Consider the following 23,682-nt stretch of genomic DNA (forward strand, 5'->3'; position numbering starts at 1 on the left):
ACGACGTCGTCCGACGTCAATGGTGTCCGGGATGGCGGACCCGCCAGAAGTGGGCGGGCCGTTCCGTCGCCAGGGTGCGCCGTCAGGTGGGCCACGGGGCTCGATCGGCCGGAGTCGCCGGACGCGCGTACCGGCCGGCCGCCCCTCGGAGCGTTGTCGAACCCCGTGCCTCGGTGGGTCACGGCTTCCAAGGACGGGATCGCATAGCAGATCAACCCGATCCGGGAGGCGCTGTCCACAGGCGACGAAGTTATCCACAGGGGAGGGCCTGCGGCCGGTGCGAGACGGGACGGCGGAGCAGGGTCTCGGGCAGCACCCCTGACCGCTGGAGGCCGGCATGCCGTCCCGTACCTCGATCCCGCCGCACCACCGACTGCCCCTGGTCGTGACCTCGGACGGTGACCTGCTCGACGAGCTGCTCCGCCTCGCCGCGGCCGGCGGCACCGAGGTGGAACTGGCCGCCGACCCGGCCGCCGCGCGTTCCCGCTGGCTGCCCGCGCCGCTGGTGCTGGTCGGCGACGACCAGGCGCAGGCCTGCCTGCGGGCCCGGCTCCCGCACCGGCCCCGCACGGTGCTGGTCGGCCGCTCCGGGCAGCTCGACCCGGCGTGGGAGATCGCCGAGCTGATCGGCGCCCAGCACGTGGCGACCCTGCCCGCCGCCGAGCCGTGGCTGGTCGACCGGTTCACCGAGTGCGGGCCGGACCGCCCGGCCGGTGGGCTCGCCCGGACGGTGGCGGTGCTGGGTGGGCGGGGTGGGGCCGGCGCGAGCGTGTTCGCCGGCGGCCTGGCGGTCACCGCCGCCCGCGCGCACCTGCGCACCCTGCTGGTCGACGCCGACCCGCTGGGCGGCGGGCTGGATCTCGTGCTCGGTTGGGAGGAGCTGGACGGACTGCGCTGGCCGGCGCTCACCGGAGCCGACGGGCGGGTCGACGCGCCCGCGCTGGTGCGCGCCCTGCCCAGCCGGGGCGACCTGGTCGTGCTCTCGTGGGACCGTGGCGACCTGCTGGCCCTGCCGGCCGAGGCGATGGCCGCCACCGTCGACGCCGCCCGCCGCGGCCGGGACTTCGTGGTGGTCGACGTGCCCCGGCAGCTCGACGACGCCGCGGTGATCGCGTTGCAGGCGGCCGACCAGGCGTACCTGGTGGTGCCGGCGGAGCTGCGGGCCACCGCGGCGGCGGCCCGGGTGGTCGCCGCGGCCGCCCCGCACTGCGCGTCGCTCGGGGTGATCGTGCGCGGCCCCGCACCGGGCCGGTTGAAGGCGGCGGAGGTCGCCCGGGCGCTCGGCCTGCCGCTGGTCGGCACGCTGCGCCCCGAGCCGGCGCTGTGCCGGGGGCTGGAACGCGGCGAGGCGCCGGCCGGGGGCGGTCGTGGCCCGCTCGCCGCGCTGTGCCGGCGGATCGTCGGCGAGCTCACCGGCCTGCCGGTGCCGGGTGCGGCATGAGCGAGCACTCCGAGGAGTTGGCCGCCCGGGTCCGGCAACGGATCGCCGGCGCCGCCACCCCGGTCACCCCGGCCGCGATCGTCTCCGCCGTACGCGCCGAGCCCGGCGCCGCCGTGCTCGGGGACAACGCCGTGCTGCGGATGGCCGACCGAGTACGCGACGACCTGGTCGGCGCCGGCCCGCTCGCCCCGCTGCTGGCCGATCCGCAGATCACCGACGTGCTGGTCAACGGCGTCCGGGTCTGGGTGGACCGGGGCGAGGGCCTGTGCCAGGTCGCCGTGCCGCTCGGCTCGGTCGACGACGTACGCCGGCTGGCGCAGCGGCTGACGGCCAGCGCCGGACGGCGACTAGACGACGGCTCCCCGTACGCGGACGCGCGGCTGCCCGACGGCACCCGGCTGCACGCGGTGCTGCCGCCGGTGGCCACCGACGGCCCGTATCTCTCGCTCCGCACCTTCCGCCAGCACCCGTTCACCCTCGACGACCTGGTCCGCCACGGCACCGTGCCCCGGCCGGTGGCGCCGGTGCTGGCGGCGGTGGTGGCGGCCCGACTGGCCTACCTGGTCACCGGCGGCACCGGATCGGGCAAGACCACGCTGCTCAACACGCTGCTCGGGCTGGTGCCGGCGAACGAGCGGATCGTGCTGGTGGAGGACGCCGCCGAGCTGCACCCGGTGCACCCGCACGTGGTCGGCCTGCAGGCCCGCACCGCCAACGTGGAGGGGTCCGGCGCGGTCGGGCTGAGCGAGCTGGTCCGGCAGGCGCTGCGGATGCGCCCGGACCGGCTGGTGGTGGGCGAGTGCCGGGGCCGGGAGGTGGTGGACCTGCTGGCCGCGCTGAACACCGGCCACGACGGCGGGGCCGGCACCCTGCACGCCAACGCCCCGGCGGACGTGCCGGCCCGGCTGGAGGCGCTCGGGCTGCTCGGCGGCCTGCCGCGCGCCGCGCTGCACGCCCAGGTCGCCGCCGCCCTGCAGGTGCTGATCCAGGTCCGCCGGTCGTCCACCGGCCGGGTGCTGGAGTCGATCTGCCTGCTGCTGCCCGAGGGCCCGGAGCGGCTGGTCACCGTCGTACCGGCCTGGCTGCGCGGGCGCGGGCTGGGGCTCGCCGGCCGGACGCTCGCCGCGCTGCTGCGCGATCGTGGGGTGGCCGTGCCGCCGATCCTCTGCGAGCCGTGGCCCGGCTCGGCGGGACCGACCTCGTGACCGGGCCGGTGTGGGCGGTGGTGCTGCTGGTGGTCGGCGCGGCCGCGGCGGTGGTGTGGCCGGTGCGCAGCAGCCGGCGCCGCCGAAGGGCGGTGCTCGGCACCGCGGCACCCGCCGCCCGGGGACCGGCCGCCGACTCACCCGTGCACGGCGGCGAGCCGGCCGTCGGTGACCCGGGCAGCCGGTTCCGCGACGAGACGCCCCGGCGGGGCTCTGCGCGCTTCGGACGACCGCCCTTCCCCGGGGGCCCCGACGGCCGGCAGGGTCCTCGTCGTGACGGTCACGTCCCGACCGGGCGATGGCCGGCGGGCGGTGGGCCGGCGGCCGCACGGCGGGCGGACGGGCGGCCACCCGGGCGTCGGGATGCCCGGCGACCGGCGACGTCGGCCGGTCCGGCGTCGGCGGGTCGGGCGGCGTCGGCCGGTCCGGTGGCGCCGGGCGCCCGGACCGGCGGTTGGCACGCCATCGCGCCCGGGGCCCTGCGGGCGTTCGGCGCGCGGCGGGTGCTGCCGGCGGTCGGGCTCGCCGGGGTCGCGGTCGGCGGCCTGGCGGGTGGGCCGGTGGCCGGGGCGGTGCTGGCCGGGTACGGCGTGCTGGGCGCCCGGGCCCTGCTGCGGCGCGGGACGGGCCGGCGCGCCGAGCGGGAGCGGCGGCGCCGGTTGGACCGGATCTGCGCGCTCGCGGCGGACCTGCGGGCCGGCCTGCCGGTGTCCGCGGTGACCGAGGAGTCGACCGTGGACGATCCCGTGCCGGGTGAGGACAGGTTGGCAAGGCTCACCGAGGCCGCGGTCCGGCTCGCCGACCGGACCGGCGCGCCGCTGGCCGATCTGCTGGAGCGCATCGAGGCCGACGCGCGGGCCGCCGACCGCGGGCTGGCCGCCGCCGCGGCCCAGGCCGCCGGCGCCCGGGCCACCGCCCTGCTGCTCGCCGCCCTGCCACTGGGCGGGATCGGCCTCGGCTACGGCATCGGGGCCGACCCGCTGCGGGTGCTGCTGCACACCCCGGTCGGGGCGGTCAGTGCGATCACCGCGATGGGCCTGCAGATCGTCGGGCTGCTCTGGGCCGAACGGCTCGGCCGGGTGCCGGCGGGAGTCGACCGGTGACCCGCCCTGAGCTGGCCGCCGCCTGTCTGACCGCGGCGGCCGTCGTGCTGGCCCTGCTCCGCCGCCGGCATCTCGACTTCGTCCGACGCCTCGTCGGATTCCGCGCTGCCACCTCCATCCGAGGGTCGTCCGGCGTCGACGCTTCTTCCGCCGCCGGTGGGCTGCCCGAGACTGACGGGGCTTTCTTCACCGGCGGGATACCCGGGACCAGCGGGTCTTCCTCCACCCGGGGGACGCCCGACACCGGCAGGTTCTCCGCCACAGGCGGGATGCCCGAGGTCGGCGCCGCTTCCTTCACAGAAGGGGCACCCGAGCCGGGCGCCGGCACCGGCGGGGAGGAGCCGACCGGCCCGGACGCCGGCGGGACCCGCCGAGGGCCGGACCGGATCCGGCTGGGAGCGGGGCTGGCCGGGCTGGCGGTCGCGCTGCTCGTCGGCGGCTGGTCGGGGTGCCTGGCCGGCGTGCTGGCCGCGCTGGCGGCGGACCGGCTGCTCCGCCGGATGGAGCCACGGGCGGTGCGGGAGCGCCGGCTGCGGGAGTCGGCGGAGCTGCCGCTCGCCGCCGACCTGCTGGCGGCCGCGCTGCGGGCCGGCGCGCCGGTGGACCGCTCGGTCCTCGCGGTGGCCGACGCGCTCGGCGGGCCACTGGCCGTACGGCTCGACCGGATCGGCCGGACGCTGCTGCTCGGCGGCGGCCCCGAGGAGGCATGGGCGCACCTGGACGACGTGCCGGGCGCCGACCGGATGGTGACCGCCGCGCTGCGCTCCTCCCGCAGCGGCGCCGCGCTGGCCGGGGCGCTGACCCGGGTCGCCGACGACCTGCGGGCCGACCGGTCCGTCGCCGCCGAGGCGTCGGCCCGGCGGGCGGGCGTGCTGATCGTGCTGCCGCTGGGGCTCTGCTTCCTGCCGGCCTTCATTCTCGCCGGCCTGGTGCCGGTGATCGTCGCCGTCCTCGGTGACGTGCTCTGATCACCATCCAGAAGGGAAATGTCACGTGCGCAGACTCATCGCCCGGCTCCGTGGGGACGCCGGGATGAACACTGCCGAGTACGCCGTCGGCACGCTCGCCGCGGTCGCCTTCGCCGGCATTCTGCTCAAGGTGCTCACCTCCGGAAACGTGCAGTCCGCCCTGACCGCGGTCATCGACCGGGCGCTGAAGTGATCCGGCGCCGGCGGGCCGGTCGCGACCGGGGTTCGTTCACCGCCGAGCTGGCGGCCGGCCTGCCGGCGTTGCTCCTGCTGCTGCTCACCGGGCTCACCGCGGTGGACGCGGTCACCACCAGGGCCGCCTGCCTGGACGCGGCCCGGGAGGCGGCGCTCGCCGCCGCCCGGGGCGCGCCGGGTGCCGAGGCGGCCGGGGCGCAGGCGCCGCCACGCGCCTCGGTGTCGGTCGCGGTCGACGGTGACCTGGTGACCGCCACCGTCCGGGCGCCGGTCCGGGCGCTCGGGGCCAGGCTGCCCCGGCTCACCGTGACCGGGACCGCCGTCGCCGCCGTCGAACCCGGCGCCCCGGCGGCCCGGCCATGACCGCCCTCCCGAACGGCCGGGCGACGACCGGTCGTGCCGATCGCGGTGGGGCGACGGTCTGCCTGCTCGCGGTCGGGCTGGTGCTGGTGGTGTTCGGGCTCTCCGGTGCGGCGGTCGGCGCCGCCCGGGTCGCCCGGCACCAGGCCCGGACCGCCGCCGACTTCGGCGCGCTGGCCGGTGCCGGACAGGCGCCGCGTGGGGCGGAACCGGCCTGCGCGGCGGCGGAGCGCCTGGTCGCGGCCAATCAGGCCCGCCTCACCGGCTGCCGGGTCGACGGCCTGGACGTGCTGGTGACGGCGGAGGTGGTGGTCAACCCGCTGCCCGGGCTGCACCGGGTCGCGAAAGCCGCCGCCCGGGCGGGCCCGGTGCGCGGCTGAGCATCCGACCGGATCCGCGAAGGAGGTGTCACCGGCTCGAGCAGGGACCACCGCCAACCCGAACCCGCCTGATGCCCGGCCCGGGCGCGAACCACCGCCGACCCGGACCCAGGTTCCACCCGGTCCGGGGCACGCCGCCGGCCATCCGCGGCGTGCCCGGGCGGTGGGCGTGCGGTCAGCGGCCCTGGAGGGCGTCCAGGCCGATCGCCATCGCGATCACCAGTCGGCGGTCGACCTGCGGGTGCTGCACCTCGACGACGTACCGGTCGCGCAGGCCCCACTTCTTGATCACCGAGAAGACCGGCTGGCCCCCGGCCAGGAAGTCGAAGTGGTACGGCAGCCAGGAGAGCGAGTCGACGAACCGGCGCAGCAGCGCCACCGGCAGGCTCCGCTCCTGACCGACGATCGCGGGCAGGCCGGCCTGCTCGACGTGCCACGTCGAGCGCAGCAGCGACTGGGCGAAGTCCTTGCGGAACAGCCCGATCGGGTTGCCGGCGTGGTCGGTGACGTCGTACGTGGCGCCGAGGTCGAGGCGCTGGCGGGCCTTGAAGCCGAGCAGCGGCTGCTGCTTGGTGTCATCGGTGTAGATGGTCACCTGCTCCTTGAAGGCGAGCCGCTTCTGCTGGGCGAACGCCAGCAGCTCGCCCTCGGTGCCGTCCGGCGCGACCGCGTGGACCTGGTACTGGTTGACCATCAGGCGGATCCGCTGCCGGATGTGGAACTGCTGCTGGTGCTGCAAGGTTTCGAGCTGCATGGAATCTCCTCCGAAGGGTGCGCCGGAGTCTCGCACAGACCGCAGGTCAGCGTCCGCCCTCGATGGTGGCCTTCATCGCCCACGTGTTGAGCACCTGGTGGATGCCGCGCAGCCGTTCGTTGAGCTGGTCCAGCCGCTCTGCCTGAGCCAGCGTGGCCAGGGCGGACCCGAGGGCGATCTGCTGGTCGGGGGTGAGCGTCTCCTGGTCGATGGCGTAGAGCAGGTCGACGGTCTCGGCGATGGTGTCTGCCACGGCTCCTCCTGCGGCGGGCGACGGGCGGGGTTCAGGGTCGAGCAGCTCCACGGCCTTCGCGAGGGTCATGGAAGCGCTCCCATACATCAATGCCCACTCGGCGCCCGGCTCATGCACGCATCCCGGAAGGTGGGCGCTCAGCCGGCGCCGGCGAGCCCCCGCCCGTCCTGACGCGGCACCGCAGGACCGGAGCCACCCGCCGAGCCGGAGCCCGCCGGGTCGGCCTCGGCGAGGTTGGCGAGGACCACGTCGAGAACCCGGACGGCGTCCGACTTGGACAGCGGGTTGTTGCCGTTGCCGCACTTGGGGGACTGGACGCAGGACGGGCAGCCGGACTCGCACCCGCACTCGGCGATCGCGTCCCGGGTGGCGCGCAGCCAGGCGGCCGCCGTTCCGTACGCCCGCTCGGCGAAGCCGGCCCCGCCGGGGTGCCCGTCGTAGACGAAGACGGTCGGCGCCTCGGTGTCCGGGTGCGCGGCGGTGGAGAGCCCACCGATGTCCCACCGGTCGCAGGTGGCCATCAGCGGCAGCAGCCCGATCGCTGCGTGCTCGGCGGCGTGCAGGGCTCCCGGCACGTCGGCCGCCTCGACGCCGGCCCGGGCCAGCGACTCGGGGGAGACGGTGAACCAGACCGCGACGGTACGCAGCTCCCGGGCCGGCAGGTCCAGCGGGCGGGTGTCGATCACCTCGCCGCTGACGATCCGCCGCCGCTGGTAGGACACCACCTGGCTGGTCACGTCCACCTCGCCGAGGAACATGCCGACCGGCCCGGCGTCGGTGTACGACCGCACCGACACCACCGACAGCGAGGTGACGTCCCGGGCGTGGGTGGACCAGTCCGGCTCATCGGGGTGCACCAGTGCGCACCCGTCGGCCAGGTCGAGCGTGTCGACCACGTACGAGACGCCCTGGTGCAGGTAGACCGCGCCGGGGTGGATGAGCACGTGCGAGGAGCCGCCGTCGACGGTGCCGAGCAGCCGGCCGGTGGCCTCCTCCACCACGCAGACCGGCGCGCCGCCGGAGCCGCGCAGGTCCACCTCGGGCCGTTCCCGGTGCCGCCAGTACCAGCCGGTCGGCCGCTGCCGCAGCGCGCCGGCCTCGACCAGCGAGTCGACCGCCTCCTTCGCGCCCTCGCCGAACAGCTCCAGGTCGGCGGGGGTGAGCGGGGCCTCGACGGCGGCGCAGGCGAGCTGCGGGGCGAGCACGTAAGGGTTGGCCGGGTCGAGCACGGTCGCCTCGACGGGGCGGCCGAACAGCGCCTCGGGGTGGTGCACCAGGTAGGTGTCGAGCGGGTCGTCCCGGGCCACCAGCACCGCGAGCGCCTCGTCGCCGGAGCGCCCGGCCCGCCCGGCCTGCTGCCACAGCGACGCCCGGGTGCCCGGCCAGCCGCAGATCAGCACGGCGTCCAGGCCGACCAGGTCGACGCCGAGCTCCAAGGCGTTGGTGGAGGCCAGTCCGAGCAGCTCGCCGTGCAGCAGTGCGCGTTCCAGCTCGCGCCGCTCCTCGCGCAGGTAACCGGCCCGGTAGGCGGCGACCCGGTCGCCGAGGCCGGGGACCGCCTCGTCCAGCGCCCGCCGGGCGTTCGCCGCGACCACCTCGGCGCCCCGCCGGGAGCGGACGAACGCCAGGGTGCGTACCCCCTCGGCGACGCTGTCGGCGAGCAGGTCCGCGGTCTCTCGCAGCGCCGACCGGCGGACCTGGAGCAGATCGGCGTCGGGGGAGGAGGCGTCGGAGGAGGGCAGCAGCGGCGGCTCCCAGAGCGCGAAGGTGACGCCGCCGCGCGGCGAGGTGTCCTCGGTGACGGCGGTGACCGGCAGGCCGGTGAGCCGCCCGGCCGACGCCGCCGGGTCGCCCGACGTGGCCGAGGCCAGCACGAACACCGGGGTACGCCCGAACCGGGCGCACTGTCGCCGCAGTCGGCGCAGCACGTGCGCGACGTGCGAGCCGAACACGCCCCGGTACGTGTGGCACTCGTCGACCACCACGTACGCCAGCCGGCGCAGGAAGCCGGACCACTGGGCGTGCCCGGGCAGGATGCCGTGGTGCAGCATGTCGGGGTTGGTCAGCACGAACCGGGAGTGCCGGCGGATCCACTCCCGCTCGGCGCGCGGGGTGTCCCCGTCGTAGCCGGCCGGGCGTACCCCGTCGAGGCCCAGGGCGGCGACGGCGCGCAGCTGGTCGGCGGCGAGCGCCTTGGTCGGCGCCAGGTAGAGCACCGTGGCGCGCGGGTCGGCCAGCAGGGTGGCCAGCGCCGGGAGCTGGTACGCCAGCGACTTGCCGGACGCGGTGCCGGTGGCCACCACCACGTTCGTCCCGGCGTACGCCAGCTCGGCCGCCTCGGCCTGGTGCCGCCAGGGCGAGACCACCCCGCGCCCGGCGAACGCCGCCCGCAGCTCGGGCTGGACCCAGGCCGGCCAGGGCGTCGGCTCCCCGGCGCGGGCCGGCACCCGCTCGACGTGGGTGACCGGGTCGACGCCGTGCTGCCGTCCGCGCAGCCGGCGCAGCAGGTCGCCGGGGGCCGCCGTCGGCGGCCCCACGGGGCCTGGAGCTGCGGATACCGGGGCTGCGGGGTTCACCTGCTGCACTCTCGCACTGGTGTTCGGGGTGGCCGACCGGGGGCCTGGGTAAGGAAGGGGCGTCGGCTGGGCCCGGAGGGGGCTCCGGCGGGGATGGTTAGATGCCCAGGAGAGTTTACGGCTCTCGGAGGAGGACTGATGGAGCTGTCGCTGGCGACCCGCACGGTGGGGGAGCACACGGTGCTCGAGGTCGGCGGTGAGGTGGACGTCTACACCGCACCCCGACTGCGCGAACGGCTCCTGGAGCTGATCGACGGCGGGGCCCGGCAGGTCGTGGTCGACCTGGGGCGGGTCGACTTCCTCGACTCCACCGGCCTCGGTGTGCTGGTCGGCGCCCTCAAGCGGCTGCGCTCCGCCGGTGGCTCGTTCGCGCTGGTCTGCGACAAGGAGCCGCTGCTCAAGATCTTCCGGATCACCGCGCTGGACCAGGTCTTCCCGCTGCACCCCACGGTCGACGCGGCGATCGCCGCCGACCCCACCGCATGATGGCGACCGTCCGGCTCTCCTTCTCACCGGCCCCGGTGCACGTGCGCACCGCGCGCCTGGTCGGCGTGGCGGTGGCCCGCCGGGCCGGGGTGCGCGAGGACCTGCTGGACGAGGTGCGGCTGGCCATCGGCGAGGCCTGCACCCGGGCGGTCGCCCTGCACCGGCAGTACGGCCTGGTCGACCCGGTGCTGGTGGAGATGTCCGACTCCGGGTCGTACGCGGTCCGGGTGGTGGACCGCGCCCCGATCGAGGCCGGCATCGGCCTCGCCAAGCTGAACGCCGACGAGCTGGCCAACGAGTCGCTCACCGACGAGGCGCTCACCACCGGCGTCGGGTTCGCCCTGCTCGCCGGCTTCGTGGAGGACCTCCAGGTGCGCCCGGTCGACGACGGCGTCGGCACCGAGGTCCGGATGGTCTGGCCGGTCGGCCGCTGACCCACCCGCGGGCCGCGCACCGGCCCGGGTCCGCACCGGCCCGAACCACCAGGAGTACGCAGGCCGCGATCCCCGAACGGGGGTCGCGGCCTGCTCGTGCTGACGGTCGCCTATATCAGATTCTTCCTCATAACACAGTTATGAAGATCATCCGAACACGGTGCGCCCCGGGTGTGACCTCGAACACTCAGCGGGGCTACAGTACCGGGGTTGTCGGCAAGTGATCCTTCCCGCAACCAGCGGTTATGCGTGTTCGTCGCTGGCGCGTGCGGTGGGTCGGAGCGCTTCGGGGCAACCGCATCCAGGCGCCGGGTCAGTACGTCCGCTGGCCGGCGCGACAGTGTTCGGTACAGGAGGACATAGATGTCCGGGACCTTGGCCGCCCCCGAGGGCGGCGCGCTGTCCCTCACCGGAGCAAACCTGACGTACGTCGTCATCGCCGCGGTACTCGCGCTGGTGGCACTCGTCTTCGCCGCCGCCTTGACCAAGGCCGTGCTGGCAGCCGGTAAGGGCACCACCAACATGCAGGAGATCTCCGGGGCGGTGCAGGAGGGCGCCTCCGCGTACCTGCTCCGGCAGTTCAGGACGCTGGCGATCTTCGTCGTCATCGCCGTCGTACTGCTCTTCCTGCTGCCGGTGCACGACACCGACGGCAGCCAGCTCGCGGTCAAGATCGGCCGCTCGGCGTTCTTCGTGGTGGGTGCCCTGTTCAGCGCGTCCATCGGCGGTGCCGGCATGTGGCTGGCCACCCGCGCCAACCTGCGGGTCGCCGCCGCCGCCCGGGAGGCCCAGGGCGGTCGGGAGACCGCCATGAAGATCGCCTTCCGGACCGGTGGCGTGGTCGGCTTCCTCACCGTCGGCCTCGGCCTGTTCGGCGCCGCGCTGGTGGTGCTGATCTACCGCGGCGACGCGCCGACCGTGCTGGAGGGCTTCGGCTTCGGCGCCGCCCTGCTGGCCATGTTCATGCGGGTCGGCGGCGGCATCTTCACCAAGGCCGCGGACGTCGGCGCGGACCTGGTCGGCAAGGTCGAGCAGGGCATCCCCGAGGACGATCCGCGCAACGCCGCCACCATCGCCGACAACGTGGGCGACAACGTCGGCGACTGCGCCGGCATGGCCGCCGACCTGTTCGAGTCGTACGCGGTCACGCTGGTCGCCGCGCTGATCCTCGGCCGGGCGGCGTTCGGCGAGGACGGCCTGGTCTTCCCGCTGATCATCTCCACCATCGGGGTGCTGGTCGCGTTCGTCGGCGTGCTGATCACCCGGCTGCGCCCGTCCGACCGCAACGGCCTGACCGCGATCAACCGGGCCTTCTACATCTCCGCGGTGATCTCCGCGGTGCTGGTCGGCATCGCCGCCTACCTCTACCTCCCGGCCACCTTCGCCGAGCTGGAGGGCGGCCTCACCGACGTGGACCGCAACCCGCGGCTGGTGGCCATCGGCGCGGTGGTGATCGGCATCGTGCTGGCCGCCGCCATCCAGGCGCTGACCGGCTACTTCACCGAGACCAACAAGCGCCCGGTGCAGGACATCGGCAAGAGCTCGCAGACCGGTGCGGCCACCGTCATCCTGGCCGGCATCAGCGTCGGCCTGGAGTCGGCGGTCTACTCCGCGCTGCTGATCGGCGCGGGCGTGTTCGGCGCGTTCCTGCTCGGCGGCAGCTCCATCACGCTGTCGCTGTTCGCCGTGGCGCTGGCCGGTACCGGCCTGCTCACCACGGTCGGCGTGATCGTCGCGATGGACACCTTCGGCCCGATCTCCGACAACGCCCAGGGCATCGCCGAGATGTCCGGCGACATCGACTCCGACGGCGCCCGGATCCTCACCGAGCTGGACGCGGTCGGCAACACCACCAAGGCGATCACCAAGGGCATCGCGATCGCCACCGCGGTGCTGGCGGCGACCGCGCTGTTCGGCTCGTACACCGACACGCTGCGCGTCTCGTACGGCGACGCGGGCGTGGCCGACGTCGGGCAGGAGATCCTCAACGCGCTGAACGTGGCCAACCCGCGCAACCTGGTCGGCCTGATCATCGGCGCGGCGGTGGTGTTCCTCTTCTCCGGGCTGGCCATCAACGCGGTGTCCCGCTCCGCGGGCGCGGTGGTGATGGAGGTCCGCCGGCAGTTCCGCGAGCTGCCCGGGATCATGGACCGCACCCAGCGCCCCGAGTACGGCAAGGTCGTCGACATCTGCACCCGGGACGCGCAGCGCGAGCTGATGACCCCCGGCCTGCTGGCCATCCTCGCCCCGATCGCCGTGGGCTTCGGCCTCGGCCCGGGCGCGTTGGCGTCGTACCTGGCCGGGGCGATCGGCGCCGGCACGCTGATGGCGGTCTTCCTGGCCAACTCCGGCGGCGCCTGGGACAACGCCAAGAAGCTGGTCGAGGACGGCGCGTACGGCGGCAAGGGCTCCGAGGCGCACGCCGCGACGGTCATCGGCGACACCGTCGGCGACCCGTTCAAGGACACCGCCGGCCCGGCGATCAACCCGCTGATCAAGGTGATGAACCTGGTCTCGCTGCTGATCGCGCCGGCCGTGGTGGCCTGGAGCGTGGGCGACGACCGGAACACCGCGCTGCGGGTCACCGTGGCGCTGGTGGCGGCCGCGATCGTGGTGGCCGCGGTGGTGTTCAGCAAGCGCAAGGGCATCGCGATGTCCGACTCCGACGACCGGGGGCCCGGCGCGGGCACCCCGGACCAGCAGGCGGAGTCGGTGCACGCCTGACCGGCGCGGGTTCCCCGGCCGGCGAACGGCCGGCCGGGGAGCCCTCCGGGCCACCCGGTTGACCGGTGGCGCATTCAACCCGAGGCCGTACGCTGCATCGCATGCGTACGTGCCGGGCGAGTGCCGCCGGAAAGCTGACGGTGGTCCTGGCCACGCTCGTGCTCGTACTGGCCGGTTGCGCGGCCGGGCCCAGCCCCCGGGCCTGGGCCGCGTCGGTCTGCCAGGCGCTCGCCCCGTGGCGCGCCGAGATCAGCAAGCTGACCAGCAGCACCCACCAGCAGATGACCGCCAAGACCACCCCCGCGCAGGCCAAGGAGAACCTGGTCCGGCTCTTCGCCGGCGCTGAGGAGGCCAGCGAGACCGCCCGGCGCCGGATCGCCGACGCCGGGGTCCCGGAGACCGACCACGGCGACGAGATCTCCGCCGGTTTCCGCGCCTCGCTGGAGAAGATCCGGGACGCCTACGGCCGGGCCCGGGACGCCATCGACCGGCTCACCACCGGCACGCCCACCGCCTTCTACGACGGTGTGCAGGCCGCCGTGAACACCCTCAACACCGAGTACGACGCGGGTGCGCTGGACACCGGCCGGCTCACCTCGACCGAGCTCAAACAGGCCTTCGACGAGGTCCCGGAGTGTCGCTGACCCCTCCCGACCCGCCCCCCGATCCGGTGCGCCAGCTGTCGCTGTTCGGCACCGAGGCGGCCGATCCGTCCGTCGCCGACCTGGCCGGGCTGCTCGCCGGGCCCGGCGGGGTGGGCAGGATGGGGCGTACCGCCCGGGTGTCGATCGTGGTCGACGCCGCCTGGCGGGTGCACGTGCTCGCCGCCGAGCTGCGCTCGCGCGGCCTGGCCACGAGCTGGGAGGCCACCGAGGACCAGCGGTACGCGGTGCGCACGTCGTACCTGCGCACCCTGGCCCCGGTGGCCGCGGCGTGGCTCACCGGTGAGCGCAAGCGGCCGCCGACCGGGTTCCACCTCGACGGCCGGCGGCTGCGGCTGTGGCTGGCCGCCGCCGGTGGCGCCGGCGACGAGGGCACCTTCCTGCTCCGGCTCGGCGCCGACGACCAGGACTGGTGGCCGACCGTACGCGCGGCGCTGGCCGTGGTGGGCCTGCCGGCGGCGCTGGTCGAACCGGGCGACGGTGGGCCCGCGTACCGGATCGGTGGCCGCCGGCGGCTGGCCCGGCTCGCCGAGCTGGTCGGCGACCGGCCCGCCGCCGTGCCGCCCGCCGATTGGCCGGTCGCCGGCGGGTGAACGGCCGGTCGGCCCGGCCGGAGGGCCCGCCATCGTCACAGTGACCCGCTTCCGGCCCTACGCACGGTGTACGGTGGCGCCGTCCGGCCGGTGCGGGTCGGGCGGGTCCGCCGGGCGGCCGGTTTGTCGCCCGCGAAACCCGAAACCCGGGCGGCGCGTTACGTTGGACATCCGGACCGCCGGCGGTCCGGGGGCGCGAAGCTGCCCGAAACGGGCGTTCGCCATCCGGCCCGGGACGGGCCTGAGCAGGAGTGAGGTCGGGGAGAGACGTGCCGAGCAAAGCTGGAACCACCCGTCTGGTCATCGTCGAGTCTCCGGCGAAGGCCAAGACGATCTCGGGCTATCTCGGCCCGGGATACATCGTGGAGGCCAGCTTCGGCCACGTCCGGGACCTGCCGCGCAACGCCGCCGACGTGCCGGCGAAGTACAAGGGCGAGTCGTGGGCCCGGCTCGGGGTGGACGTCGACCACGGCTTCCACGCCCTCTACGTGGTCTCCGCCGACCGGAAGCAGCAGATCAGCAAGCTGGTGAAGCTGGCCAAGGAGGTCGACGAGATCTTCCTGGCCACGGACGAGGACCGCGAGGGCGAGGCGATCGCCTGGCACCTGGTGGAGACGCTCAAGCCCAAGGTGCCGGTCAAGCGGATGGTCTTCCACGAGATCACCAAGCCGGCCATCCAGGCCGCGGTGGCCAACCCGCGCGAGATCGACCGGGACCTGGTCGACGCCCAGGAGGCCCGCCGCATCCTGGACCGGCTGTACGGCTACGAGGTCTCCCCGGTGCTGTGGAAGAAGGTCATGCCGCGGCTGTCGGCCGGCCGGGTGCAGTCCGTGGCGACCCGGATCGTGGTCGAGCGGGAGCGCCAGCGGATGGCCTTCCGCACCGCCGAGTACTGGGACATCCTGGCCACCCTGGCGGTGGCGAACCCGGGCGAGGGGCCGCGCACCTTCAACGCCACCCTGGTCGCGCTGAACGGCGACCGGATCGCCACCGGCAAGGACTTCGAGCCGACCACCGGCCGGGTCCGGGCCGGCGCGGGCGTGGTGCACCTGGACTCCAGCGGCGCGCGCGGCCTGGCCGCCCGGCTGGCCGACCGCCCGTTCACCGTCACCCGGGTCGAGGAGAAGCCCTACCGCCGCCGCCCGTACGCGCCGTTCATCACCTCCACCCTCCAGCAGGAGGCGGCCCGCAAGCTGCGGTTGTCCTCGCAGCAGACGATGCGCACCGCGCAGCGGCTGTACGAGAACGGCTACATCACCTACATGCGTACCGACTCGGTGAACCTGTCGGAGACCGCCATCGCGGCGGCCCGCCGGCAGATCGTCGAGCTGTACGGCGAGCGCAGCGTGCCGCCGGAGCCGCGTCGCTACACCGGCAAGGTGAAGAACGCGCAGGAGGCGCACGAGGCGATCCGCCCGGCGGGGGACAACTTCCGCACCCCGGGCGAGGTGGCCAAGGAGCTGTCGGCGGAGGAGTTCAAGCTCTACGAGCTGATCTGGCGGCGCACCATCGCCTCGCAGATGACCGACGCGGTCGGCTCCAGCGTGTCGGTGCGCATCCGCGCGGTCTCCACCGCGCAGGAGGAGGCCGACTTCGGCGCCACCGGCAAGACCATCACCGACCCGGGCTTCCTGCGGGCGTACGTGGAGTCGTCCGACGACGAGAACGCCGAGGCGGAGGACGCCGAGCGCCGGCTGCCCACCCTGGTCAAGGACCAGCCGCTGACCGCCGACGAGCTGGCCGCGCAGGGCCACCACACCCAGCCGCCGTCGCGCTACACCGAGGCGTCGCTGGTCAAGGCGCTGGAGGAGCTGGGCATCGGCCGCCCGTCGACGTACGCGTCGATCATGCAGACCATCCAGGACCGCGGGTACGTCTTCAAGCGCGGCCAGGCGATGATCCCGTCGTTCCTGGCGTTCGCGGTGATCGGGCTGATGGAGCGGCACTACCCGCGCCTGATCGACTACGACTTCACCGCCAGCATGGAGAACGAGCTGGACGAGATCGCCGGCGGCGACCACGCCGCGGTCGACTTCCTCACCGCGTTCTACTTCGGCAGCGCCAACGGCACCGGCGACCAGGCCATCGCCCGCTCCGGCGGGCTGAAGAAGCTGGTCACCGAGAACCTCAGCGAGATCGACGCGCGCAGCGTCAACTCGATCCCGCTGCACACCGACGACGAGGGCCGCGAGGTGGTCGTCCGGGTCGGCCGGTACGGGCCGTACCTGCAGCGGGAGCTGCCCGGTGGTGAGCAGCCGGCGCCGGCGGCCGAGGGCGAGGAGGGCGGTCCCCAGGGCGACCGGGCGCCGATCCCCGAGGGCCTGGCGCCGGACGAGTTGACCCCGGAGAAGGTGCACGAGCTGTTCCTCGGCGGCGGGGGCGAGCGCAAGCTCGGTGACGACCCGGCCACCGGCGAGCCGATCGTGCTCAAGTCCGGCCGGTTCGGCCCGTACGTGTCCAGCGGCGAGCGCAAGTCGTCGCTGCTGCGCTCCCAGTCGCCGGACTCGCTCACCCTCGACGAGGCGTTGAAGCTGCTCACCCTGCCCCGGCTGATCGGGGTGGCGCCGGACGGCGCGGAGGTGCTCGCCGCCAACGGCCGCTACGGCCCGTACGTCAAGCGCGGTGACGAGTTCCGCTCGCTGGAGTCGGAAGACAAGATGTTCACCGTCACGCTGGACGAGGCGCTGGCGCTGCTGGCCGCCCCGAAGACCCGCCAGCGTCGGGCCGCCGCGCCGCCGCTGCGGGAGATGGGCAACGACCCGGCCACCGAGAAGCCCCTGGTGATCAAGGACGGCCGGTTCGGGCCGTACGTCACCGACGGCGAGTTCAACGCGTCGCTGCGCCGGGGCCAGACGCCGGAGGAGCTGACCCTCCAGGAGGCGTCGGAGATGCTCGCCGAGAAGCGGGCGAAGGGACCGGCGCCGAAGAAGAAGGCTGCGGCCAAGAAGGCCCCGGCGAAGAAGGCGACCACGGCCAAGTCGACCACGGCCAAGTCGACCGCGGCGAAGAAGACCGCCGCGGCGAAGTCGTCGGCGGCTAAGAAGACCGCCACCGCCAAGGCCACCCCGGCGAGGGCGGCGGCGAAGAAGGCCGCGCCGGCGAAGAAGGCAGTGCCGGCGAAGCAGGCCGCCGCGACCACCGACGACGAGTGACCCGGGGCGGCCGGTACGGAGTGGCGCTCGCGTCCGGCGGGGCATGACCTAGTCTGTCGCCGTGTCGAAAGCGGGGAGTACGGGCAGCGCGGGGCGGCTGAAGGTGGCGGGTGTGGTCGCCCTCGTCGCGGTGCTGCTGGCCGGGGCGGGGTTCTACTTCTGGCGTACCGGTGGGATGTCCGGCACGTCGGGCGGCGACGCGACGGTGGCCGGCGCGGGCACACCGGTCCTCGGGGCCGGGCCGGTGGCGACGCCGGCCGACCCGAAGGCCCGGCGGGACTCCTCCGGTCGTCGGCTCTTCACCATCCTGGGCGCCGGTGACGTGCTGGTGCACCCGGAGCTGACCAGCCAGGCCCGCCGGGACGCGGCCCGCTCCGGGCAGCCGGGTGGGCTCGACTTCAACCCGATCTTCCGGCAGGCCCGCCCCGCGGTCGCCGGCGCCGACCTGGCGATCTGCCACCTGGAGACGCCGCTGGCCAAGCCGGGGGGTCCGTTCGTCGGCTTCCCGAGGTTCAGCGTGCCGCCGCAGGTGGTGGACGCGGTTCGTGGGACCGGCTTCGACGCCTGTTCGACGGCCTCCAACCACACGCTCGACCAGGGCGAGGCGGGGGTGGGTCGCACCCTCGCCGCGCTGGACGCCGCGAAGATCGGGCACACCGGCAGCGCGCGCAACCAGAAGGAGTTCCTGACCCCCCGCATCTACACCCGCAACGGGGTACGCGTCGGGCACCTGGCGTACGCGCTGCACTTCAACGGCCTGCAGCGGCCGGCGGGCAAGGAGTGGATGGCGAACCTCATCGAGCCGGCGAAGATCCTCGCCGCGGCGCGGAAGCTGCGGGCCGCCGGCGCGAACATCGTGGTGCTCAGCCTGCACTGGGGCACCGAATACGAGAACCTGCCGGACGCCAAGCAGGAGGAGTGGTCGAAACCGCTGATCGCCTCCCCGGACATCGACCTGATCCTGGGCCACCACGCGCACGTGGTGCAGCCGATCGAGAAGGTCGGGCAGAAGTGGATCGCCTACGGCATGGGCAACGAGGTCGCCCGGCACCTTGAGCCGGTCTTCGCCAACCGGGAGGGGGTGATGGCCCGGTTCACCTTCACCGAGGTGGCCAAGGGCAGGTGGCGGGTCACCCTGGCCGAGGCCATCCCGACCTGGATGGACCTCAACCCGGACATCCGGCTGGTGGATCTGCGGGCCGCCTTGGCGGACCCGGCGACCCCGGCCAGCCGAAGGGCCATCTACCAGGCGGCCGAGGATCGCATTCGGGGGCACCTGCTCGCCCGGGGTGGGGCCGCCGCCGGGCTGAAGGTGCTCGGGCCGGTGGGTCCGCCGTCCACCCCCGCGGCTGGACCGAACGGCTAAATCACAGGGGCAGAACATCTGCTTCAGCCCGATTGAGGAGCAATCGCCCTTTTCAGCGAGGGGCGGACCTTGTTAACGTCGCAGGCTGGTTGGCCACGCGGGAGGAACGGTAGATGGGTGACCACGGTCTGTTGCAGGCCCGCGGATGACCTACACGCCACAGGCGGGACGGACGAACGTCCGGCCCGCGGGTGACGAGCGGGAGGAACTCGCCCGCTGGCGCTTGATCAGCTTGGAGAAGCAGCTCCCGCAGCCGCGTCTGCTCTCGGCGGTGGGTACGCCGGCGTTGGTGGCCGCGCTGCTGCTCACCCTGCTCGCCATTTTCGCCTTCGCGTATCTGAGCCGGACCAGCCCCGCCGGTGTGCCCCGAGCGGTGGCGGAGTCGCAGCGACAGTTCGTCAACGAGATCTCCCGCAGCCTCAACAACTCCGTCGGCCGCAGCCGGGAAGAGCTCGAGCGGACGGTGGCCGCGTACAACGACCGGCCGGACCGAGCGGCCGCGCAGCTCGCCGCGCTCACCAAGGACCAGACGAAGTGGCGGGGCGTCGGCGTCTTCCAGGCGGACGGGAAGTCCGGGGTGGCCGCCGTGGGCCGGCCGGTCACCCTGCCGGCCGGGGTCGCCCCGGGCCGGGCCGCGGTGCCGGTGGTCACCGGCAACGACCCGCGGCTGCTGCTGATCGAGCCGCTGGCCGACGGCCGGATCCTGGTGGCCGAGCTCGACCTGCACATCCGCACCCTGCGGCTGGACCCGAAGTCGAAGCAGGGCGTGCTGATCGCCGTGCCGGGCGGCGGTCGGGCGCTGGCCCAGGGCACGCCGGTGCCGGCCGACCCGGCGCTGGACGGCCTGATCGCCGGGGCGGTCGACGCCACCTCGGGCGAGCCCACCGTCGGCCGGACCGGCGCGGCGGTCGCCCCCGCCGGGCCGCAGGGCGTAGGTGTGCCGGTGGCGCCACTGGTCACCGCCGACGCGGTCGGGAAGTTGGGCTTCGCCGTCGTCTCCGTGGTGTACGCCCCGACCACCGACGCGGCGGTCACCCGGGAACCGCTGGTCGCCGCGCTGGCACTGCTGGTGGCCGCGGTCGCGGTGCTGCTGATCCTCCAGCTCGGCCTGGTCCGGCCGGTGCGGCTGCTGCTCGGCCACGCGAAGGCGGTGGCCTCCGGCAACTCCGCCGACCGGCCGCCCCGGACGGTGAACGCCCAGGTCAACCGGATCGCCTCGGCGCTCTCCGCGCTCGCCGCCCGGCAGGGGGGCCCGGCGGCGCGACCGGACGCGGCCACCGGCGGCGTACCAGCGGGTTGGACGCTCGTCGCGGCGGTGCTCGCCGTGCTGCTGGCCGTCGGCGGCATCCTGGCGACCCTCGCGCCCGACGAGCAGGACATCCCGGGCCAGGTCGTCCGGGACTCGGAGAACCAGGTCGGGGCCGTGGCAGCGGCGGTCGGCGACACCCTGGACGGCGGGTACGCCAAGCTCGCCCTGCTGGGCCGGGACAACGGCAAGGGCGGCACCGAGCAGCTGCGCAAGGCGCTGGATCGGCTGCTGGACGAGAACAACCGGTTCCGCAGCGGGTACCTTGTCTCGGCCAACGGCACGGTGCTGACCAGCGTCGGTCGGGAGCCGCTGCGCCCCGCCGGCGGGGTGCCCGGCGAGGGCGGGGTGGTGCTGCACGACGTACAGGGCCGGCTGCCCATCGTCTACGCGTACACCCTGCTGGCGGACGGGCGGTCGCTGGTCGCGGAGTTCGACGTCCGCTACCTGACCCGCCTGCTGACCCGGATGGACGGGCGGCTGCGGGTGCTCGACGTCGACCAGCGGGACATCCTGGACACCGGCGGGTACCTCGCCTTCGAGCAGGTCGGCGTCCGGGAGGTACGCGCCGCGGCGGCCCAGGCGCTCACCGGCAAGCCGTACGCCCGGATCGGCGAGGTGGGCGGGGGCCGCAAGCTGCTGATCGCCGCGCCGGTCGCGCTGGAGGGCTCGGCCGCGCAGCTGGAGTGGACGGTGGTGGCCGAGCGCCCGATCACCGACTACGCGCTGCCCGGCAACGAACTGCGCCAGGGCGCGATGCTCGTGGTGGTGGTCGCGGCGGGCATCGGGCTGCTCCTGTTCAGCTGGTACTACTTCTTCCAGCTCCGGCCGCTGCGCAACCTCGCCCGGGAGGCCAGGGCCCTGGCCGGCGGGGACACCACCCGGGTGATCTCGCCCCGGTGGCACGACGACATCGGCGCGGTGGCGGTCTGCCTGGAGGTGTGCCGGCAGGCGGCCGTCCACGGCGAGCAGCGGCTGGGCGGCGCGGCGCGGCTGCGGGGTACCGAGGGCATGCCGACCGCGATCATGACGAAGGTCCCGGAACGGCGCAGGACGGGCGGCCGCGGCCGCCCGTCGCGGAGGGGTGACTGAGGTGCTCTTCCTCTATCTGGTGTTCCTGCTGGCCTGCCTGGGGCTGCTGGTGGGTGGCATCGTCGAGCAGCGCAACCACCACCGCAGCCTGCACAGCATTCCGCACCGGGTGCTGGTCAACGGCATTCGCGGCAAGAGCTCCATCACCCGGCTGACCGCCGGCGCGCTGCGGGGCGGCAAGCTGGTGGTGGTGGCCAAGACCACCGGCACGGCGGCCCGGTTCATCTTCCCGGACGCCAGCGAGGAGCCGGTCTACCGCAAGTTCGGCATCGCCAACGTGGTGGAGCAGATCGGCATCGTCCGGCGGGCCGCCGGGTACTTCCCGGACGCCCTGGTGATCGAGTGCATGGCGGTCATGCCGCCGTTGCAGGAGCTCAACCAGACCAAGCTGATCCAGTCCACCATCGGCATCCTGTGCAACGTGCGCGAGGACCACCTCGCCGAGATGGGACCGACGCTCGACGACGTGGCCCGCTCGCTGAGCCGGTCCATGCCGGTGGGCGGGGTCTGCGTGACGGCGGAGAAGGACCGGCTGCACATCCTGCAGGAGGAGGCCGACAAGCGCTCCTGCAAGCTCATCGCGGTCGACCCGGAATCCGTCGCCGACGAGGAGATGAAGGGCTTCACCTGGACCACGTTCAAGGAGAACGTGGCCATCGCCCTCAAGGTGGCCGAGCTGCTCGGGGTGCCCCGCAAGGCCGCGCTGACCGGAATGTGGACCGCGCCGCCGGACCCGGGCGTGCTCAGCGTCGAGGAGTACCGCCGGGGCGGGACGTCGCTGCGCTTCGCGAACATCTTCGCGGCCAACGACCCCGAGTCCACCTACATGAACATCCAGCAGCTGGAGGAGCAGGGGTCCATCCCCCGCCCGCTGCACGTGCTGATCAACTGCCGGCCGGACCGGGTCGAGCGGAACGGCCAGATGGGCTCGCTGATCTCCCGGATCGACCCGGACAAGATCATTCTGATCGGCGAGCCGACCCGGAGCGCCCGGATCAAGATCGAAGCGGGGTGGCAGGACCGGGTGGTCGACCTGGGTGGCCGGATCGGCGCCGCCGAGCTGCTGGACGGCGTCCTCGGCACCATCGACGGCTTCGCTTCGGTGCTGGCCATCGGCAACATCCACGGTCAGGGCGAGATCCTGCTCGCCCAGCTCGGTGGGCTGGAGCGACCCACCCCGCAGGAGCGCACCGCGCCGCCCGCCCGGCCCGCGACGCCCGGCTCGTCGCCGGCCGGCCGGCCGGCCGACCCGTCCCGTCCCGGGCGGTACGACGTGCCCGCCCCCCGCGGCGCGGCACCGGGAGGCCCCGTGCCGGGGACCACGCCTCGCGTACCGCCGGGCGCGTCGCCCGGCCCGGTCCCGGGTCGCGGGCCGGCCCGCACCGGCGCGCCGGACGGGCCGGTGTACGGGGCGCCCTACGGTGGCGCGGCACCGCACTCCGGTCCGGCCCCGCGCCTGCCCGGGCGCGACGGCGGACCGGCCGCCCGGCCGTACGGTACGCCGGACCGGTACGCCGCACTCGCCCCGGAGTCGCTGGACCGCCGCGGCGACGCGTTCCCGCAGCGGGCCGGCTTGCACGACCGGCCCGTGCACGAGCCGCCCGGGCCGGCACCCCGCAGCGGCCGGCCGGCACACGATCCGCGGACCCGGCCCGGTCCGGAATGGCCGGGGCAGCCCGCGGAGTCGCGCCGTCCTCCGCAGGACGACCGGACCCACCGCGACGCTCCGCCGCCCGCCGGCTCACGTCCCGCCGGGCCGACCCAGCGCCCCGTCCCGGAGGCGCCCACTCCGTACGGCGAGCGGTCCGGCGATCCGGGTCGACCCGGACCGGCGCAGTACGGCCCGTTGCCGCGGCCGCGCCAGCCGGGCGGGCCGCCGGAGGGCCAGCAGTGGACGCCGCCGCGCCGGGATGCCCCGCCGGCCTATGCCCCGCCGGCCTATGCTCCGCCGCCGGAGCCGCCGCCCGGGTACGACGCTGACCGGACCCTTCCCGCGCAGGAGGTCGTCCGCCGGCCCGGCCCGGCCCAGCGGCCCGCACCCGGGGCGGAGCGCCCCGAGCCCGACCCCCATCCGCAGCCGCCGCAGCGACGGCCGTCCGTGCACCGGAGTCCCCAATGATCAACGGAGAGTTGACGCCCGAGCTGTCGACGCTCTGCCTGGGTGTCGGGCTGGTGCTCGCGCTGGCCTGCTACCTGACCACCAACCTCTCCCCGGGTGGCATGATCACGCCCGGCTGGATGGCGCTGGCCCTCGTCGAGGAGTACCGGCAGGTCCTGGTGATCATCGCGATGACCGGGGTGACCTGGGCCCTCACCAAGGGCATGCAACGGGTGGTCATCCTCTACGGAAAGCGACTGTTCGCGGCGATCGTGCTGCTCAGCGTGCTGCTCCAGACCACGCTCTTCCTGATCATCCAGCAGGACTTCCCGCTGCTCTTCTCCCACCAGACCCTCGGCTTCGTGGCACCCGGGCTGATCGCGTACCAGCTGGTCCGCCAGCCGCCGGTGGCGACGATGCTCGCCACCGGCGCGGTCTCCGTGGGCTCCTACCTGATCATCGTCAGCGGCATCCTCGCCGGCCTGGTGCCGGTGAGCTGACGGGACCCGGTCGACCGCACCGATCGTGCCAGGA

General features: G+C 74.6%; 20 protein-coding genes. 17 read left to right on the plus strand and 3 right to left on the minus strand.

What is annotated here, in order from left to right:
- The first annotated feature begins 385 nt into the window (after window positions 1-385).
- The 7 genes from ssd to ACFY3U_RS09010 all read left to right on the plus strand — a co-directional run bounded on the left by ssd (window position 386) and on the right by ACFY3U_RS09010 (window position 5,652).
- The gene (gene ssd / locus ACFY3U_RS08980) at window positions 386-1,441 is read left to right on the plus strand and encodes a septum site-determining protein Ssd (RefSeq protein ID WP_387197661.1); all 1,056 of its coding nucleotides are present in this window, start codon (window positions 386-388) and stop codon (window positions 1,439-1,441) included.
- Window positions 1,438-2,646, plus strand: a complete 1,209-nt coding sequence (locus ACFY3U_RS08985) for a TadA family conjugal transfer-associated ATPase (RefSeq protein ID WP_387197304.1) — start codon at window positions 1,438-1,440, stop codon at window positions 2,644-2,646. The genes ssd and ACFY3U_RS08985 overlap by 4 nt, the downstream gene beginning before the upstream one ends.
- Window positions 2,643-3,749, plus strand: coding sequence for a hypothetical protein (locus ACFY3U_RS08990; RefSeq protein ID WP_387197307.1), 1,107 nt, complete (start codon window positions 2,643-2,645; stop codon window positions 3,747-3,749). The genes ACFY3U_RS08985 and ACFY3U_RS08990 overlap by 4 nt, the downstream gene beginning before the upstream one ends.
- A 269-nt stretch (window positions 3,750-4,018) precedes the next feature.
- The gene (locus ACFY3U_RS08995; protein ID WP_387197664.1) at window positions 4,019-4,717 is read left to right on the plus strand and encodes a type II secretion system F family protein; all 699 of its coding nucleotides are present in this window, start codon (window positions 4,019-4,021) and stop codon (window positions 4,715-4,717) included.
- Between the two features lie 64 nt (window positions 4,718-4,781).
- Window positions 4,782-4,910 carry a DUF4244 domain-containing protein gene (locus ACFY3U_RS09000; protein WP_208418639.1) on the plus strand — a complete coding sequence of 43 codons (129 nt, stop codon included), beginning with the start codon at window positions 4,782-4,784 and terminating at the stop codon, window positions 4,908-4,910.
- A complete protein-coding gene (locus ACFY3U_RS09005; RefSeq protein WP_387197667.1) occupies window positions 4,910-5,275 on the plus strand; it encodes a TadE family type IV pilus minor pilin in 366 nt (121 codons plus the stop codon). Before ACFY3U_RS09000 ends, ACFY3U_RS09005 begins: the two co-directional genes overlap by 1 nt.
- Complete coding sequence (locus ACFY3U_RS09010; RefSeq protein WP_387197310.1) at window positions 5,272-5,652, plus strand: Rv3654c family TadE-like protein; 381 nt, start codon at window positions 5,272-5,274, stop codon at window positions 5,650-5,652. Before ACFY3U_RS09005 ends, ACFY3U_RS09010 begins: the two co-directional genes overlap by 4 nt.
- Window positions 5,653-5,827: 175 nt before the next feature.
- Here the strand turns inward: ACFY3U_RS09010 and ACFY3U_RS09015 are convergent, their stop codons facing one another.
- The 3 genes from ACFY3U_RS09015 to ACFY3U_RS09025 form a co-directional block, all read right to left on the minus strand.
- Window positions 5,828-6,406 carry a hypothetical protein gene (locus tag ACFY3U_RS09015; RefSeq protein WP_387197313.1) on the minus strand — a complete coding sequence of 193 codons (579 nt, stop codon included), beginning with the start codon at window positions 6,404-6,406 and terminating at the stop codon, window positions 5,828-5,830.
- Window positions 6,407-6,452: 46 nt separating this feature from the next.
- Complete coding sequence (locus ACFY3U_RS09020; protein ID WP_387197316.1) at window positions 6,453-6,728, minus strand: hypothetical protein; 276 nt, start codon at window positions 6,726-6,728, stop codon at window positions 6,453-6,455.
- 68 nt (window positions 6,729-6,796) lie between these two features.
- Window positions 6,797-9,235, minus strand: coding sequence for a DEAD/DEAH box helicase (locus ACFY3U_RS09025; protein ID WP_387197318.1), 2,439 nt, complete (start codon window positions 9,233-9,235; stop codon window positions 6,797-6,799).
- Between the two features lie 138 nt (window positions 9,236-9,373).
- Here ACFY3U_RS09025 and ACFY3U_RS09030 point away from each other — a divergent pair, with 138 nt between their 5' ends.
- The 10 genes from ACFY3U_RS09030 (at window position 9,374) to ACFY3U_RS09075 (ending at window position 23,648) form a co-directional block, all read left to right on the plus strand.
- Window positions 9,374-9,721, plus strand: coding sequence for an STAS domain-containing protein (locus tag ACFY3U_RS09030; protein ID WP_334491466.1), 348 nt, complete (start codon window positions 9,374-9,376; stop codon window positions 9,719-9,721).
- Complete coding sequence (locus ACFY3U_RS09035) at window positions 9,718-10,155, plus strand: ATP-binding protein (RefSeq protein ID WP_387197321.1); 438 nt, start codon at window positions 9,718-9,720, stop codon at window positions 10,153-10,155. Before ACFY3U_RS09030 ends, ACFY3U_RS09035 begins: the two co-directional genes overlap by 4 nt.
- 363 nt (window positions 10,156-10,518) lie before the next feature.
- Window positions 10,519-12,879, plus strand: a complete 2,361-nt coding sequence (locus tag ACFY3U_RS09040) for a sodium-translocating pyrophosphatase (RefSeq protein ID WP_387197324.1) — start codon at window positions 10,519-10,521, stop codon at window positions 12,877-12,879.
- A 101-nt stretch (window positions 12,880-12,980) separates the two neighbouring features.
- Window positions 12,981-13,523, plus strand: coding sequence for a hypothetical protein (locus ACFY3U_RS09045; RefSeq protein ID WP_387197327.1), 543 nt, complete (start codon window positions 12,981-12,983; stop codon window positions 13,521-13,523).
- Window positions 13,514-14,134 (plus strand): hypothetical protein, encoded by a 621-nt coding sequence (locus ACFY3U_RS09050; RefSeq protein WP_387197330.1) that lies wholly within the window; start codon window positions 13,514-13,516, stop codon window positions 14,132-14,134. Before ACFY3U_RS09045 ends, ACFY3U_RS09050 begins: the two co-directional genes overlap by 10 nt.
- Window positions 14,135-14,403: 269 nt before the next feature.
- On the plus strand, window positions 14,404-17,286 hold the full coding sequence (topA, locus tag ACFY3U_RS09055) for a type I DNA topoisomerase (RefSeq protein WP_387197333.1): 2,883 nt from the start codon (window positions 14,404-14,406) through the stop codon (window positions 17,284-17,286).
- A 61-nt stretch (window positions 17,287-17,347) separates the two neighbouring features.
- The gene (locus tag ACFY3U_RS09060; RefSeq protein WP_387197335.1) at window positions 17,348-18,652 is read left to right on the plus strand and encodes a CapA family protein; all 1,305 of its coding nucleotides are present in this window, start codon (window positions 17,348-17,350) and stop codon (window positions 18,650-18,652) included.
- 145 nt (window positions 18,653-18,797) lie between these two features.
- On the plus strand, window positions 18,798-21,050 hold the full coding sequence (locus ACFY3U_RS09065) for a HAMP domain-containing protein (RefSeq protein ID WP_387197338.1): 2,253 nt from the start codon (window positions 18,798-18,800) through the stop codon (window positions 21,048-21,050).
- Window positions 21,043-23,169, plus strand: coding sequence for a poly-gamma-glutamate synthase PgsB (gene pgsB, locus ACFY3U_RS09070; RefSeq protein WP_387197341.1), 2,127 nt, complete (start codon window positions 21,043-21,045; stop codon window positions 23,167-23,169). The genes ACFY3U_RS09065 and pgsB overlap by 8 nt, the downstream gene beginning before the upstream one ends.
- A complete protein-coding gene (locus ACFY3U_RS09075) occupies window positions 23,166-23,648 on the plus strand; it encodes a poly-gamma-glutamate biosynthesis protein PgsC/CapC (protein ID WP_387197344.1) in 483 nt (160 codons plus the stop codon). The genes pgsB and ACFY3U_RS09075 overlap by 4 nt, the downstream gene beginning before the upstream one ends.
- The last annotated feature ends 34 nt before the right edge of the window (window positions 23,649-23,682 follow it).

The sequence above is a fragment of the Micromonospora sp. NPDC000089 genome (assembly GCF_042899365.1).
Taxonomy (GTDB): domain Bacteria; phylum Actinomycetota; class Actinomycetes; order Mycobacteriales; family Micromonosporaceae; genus Micromonospora.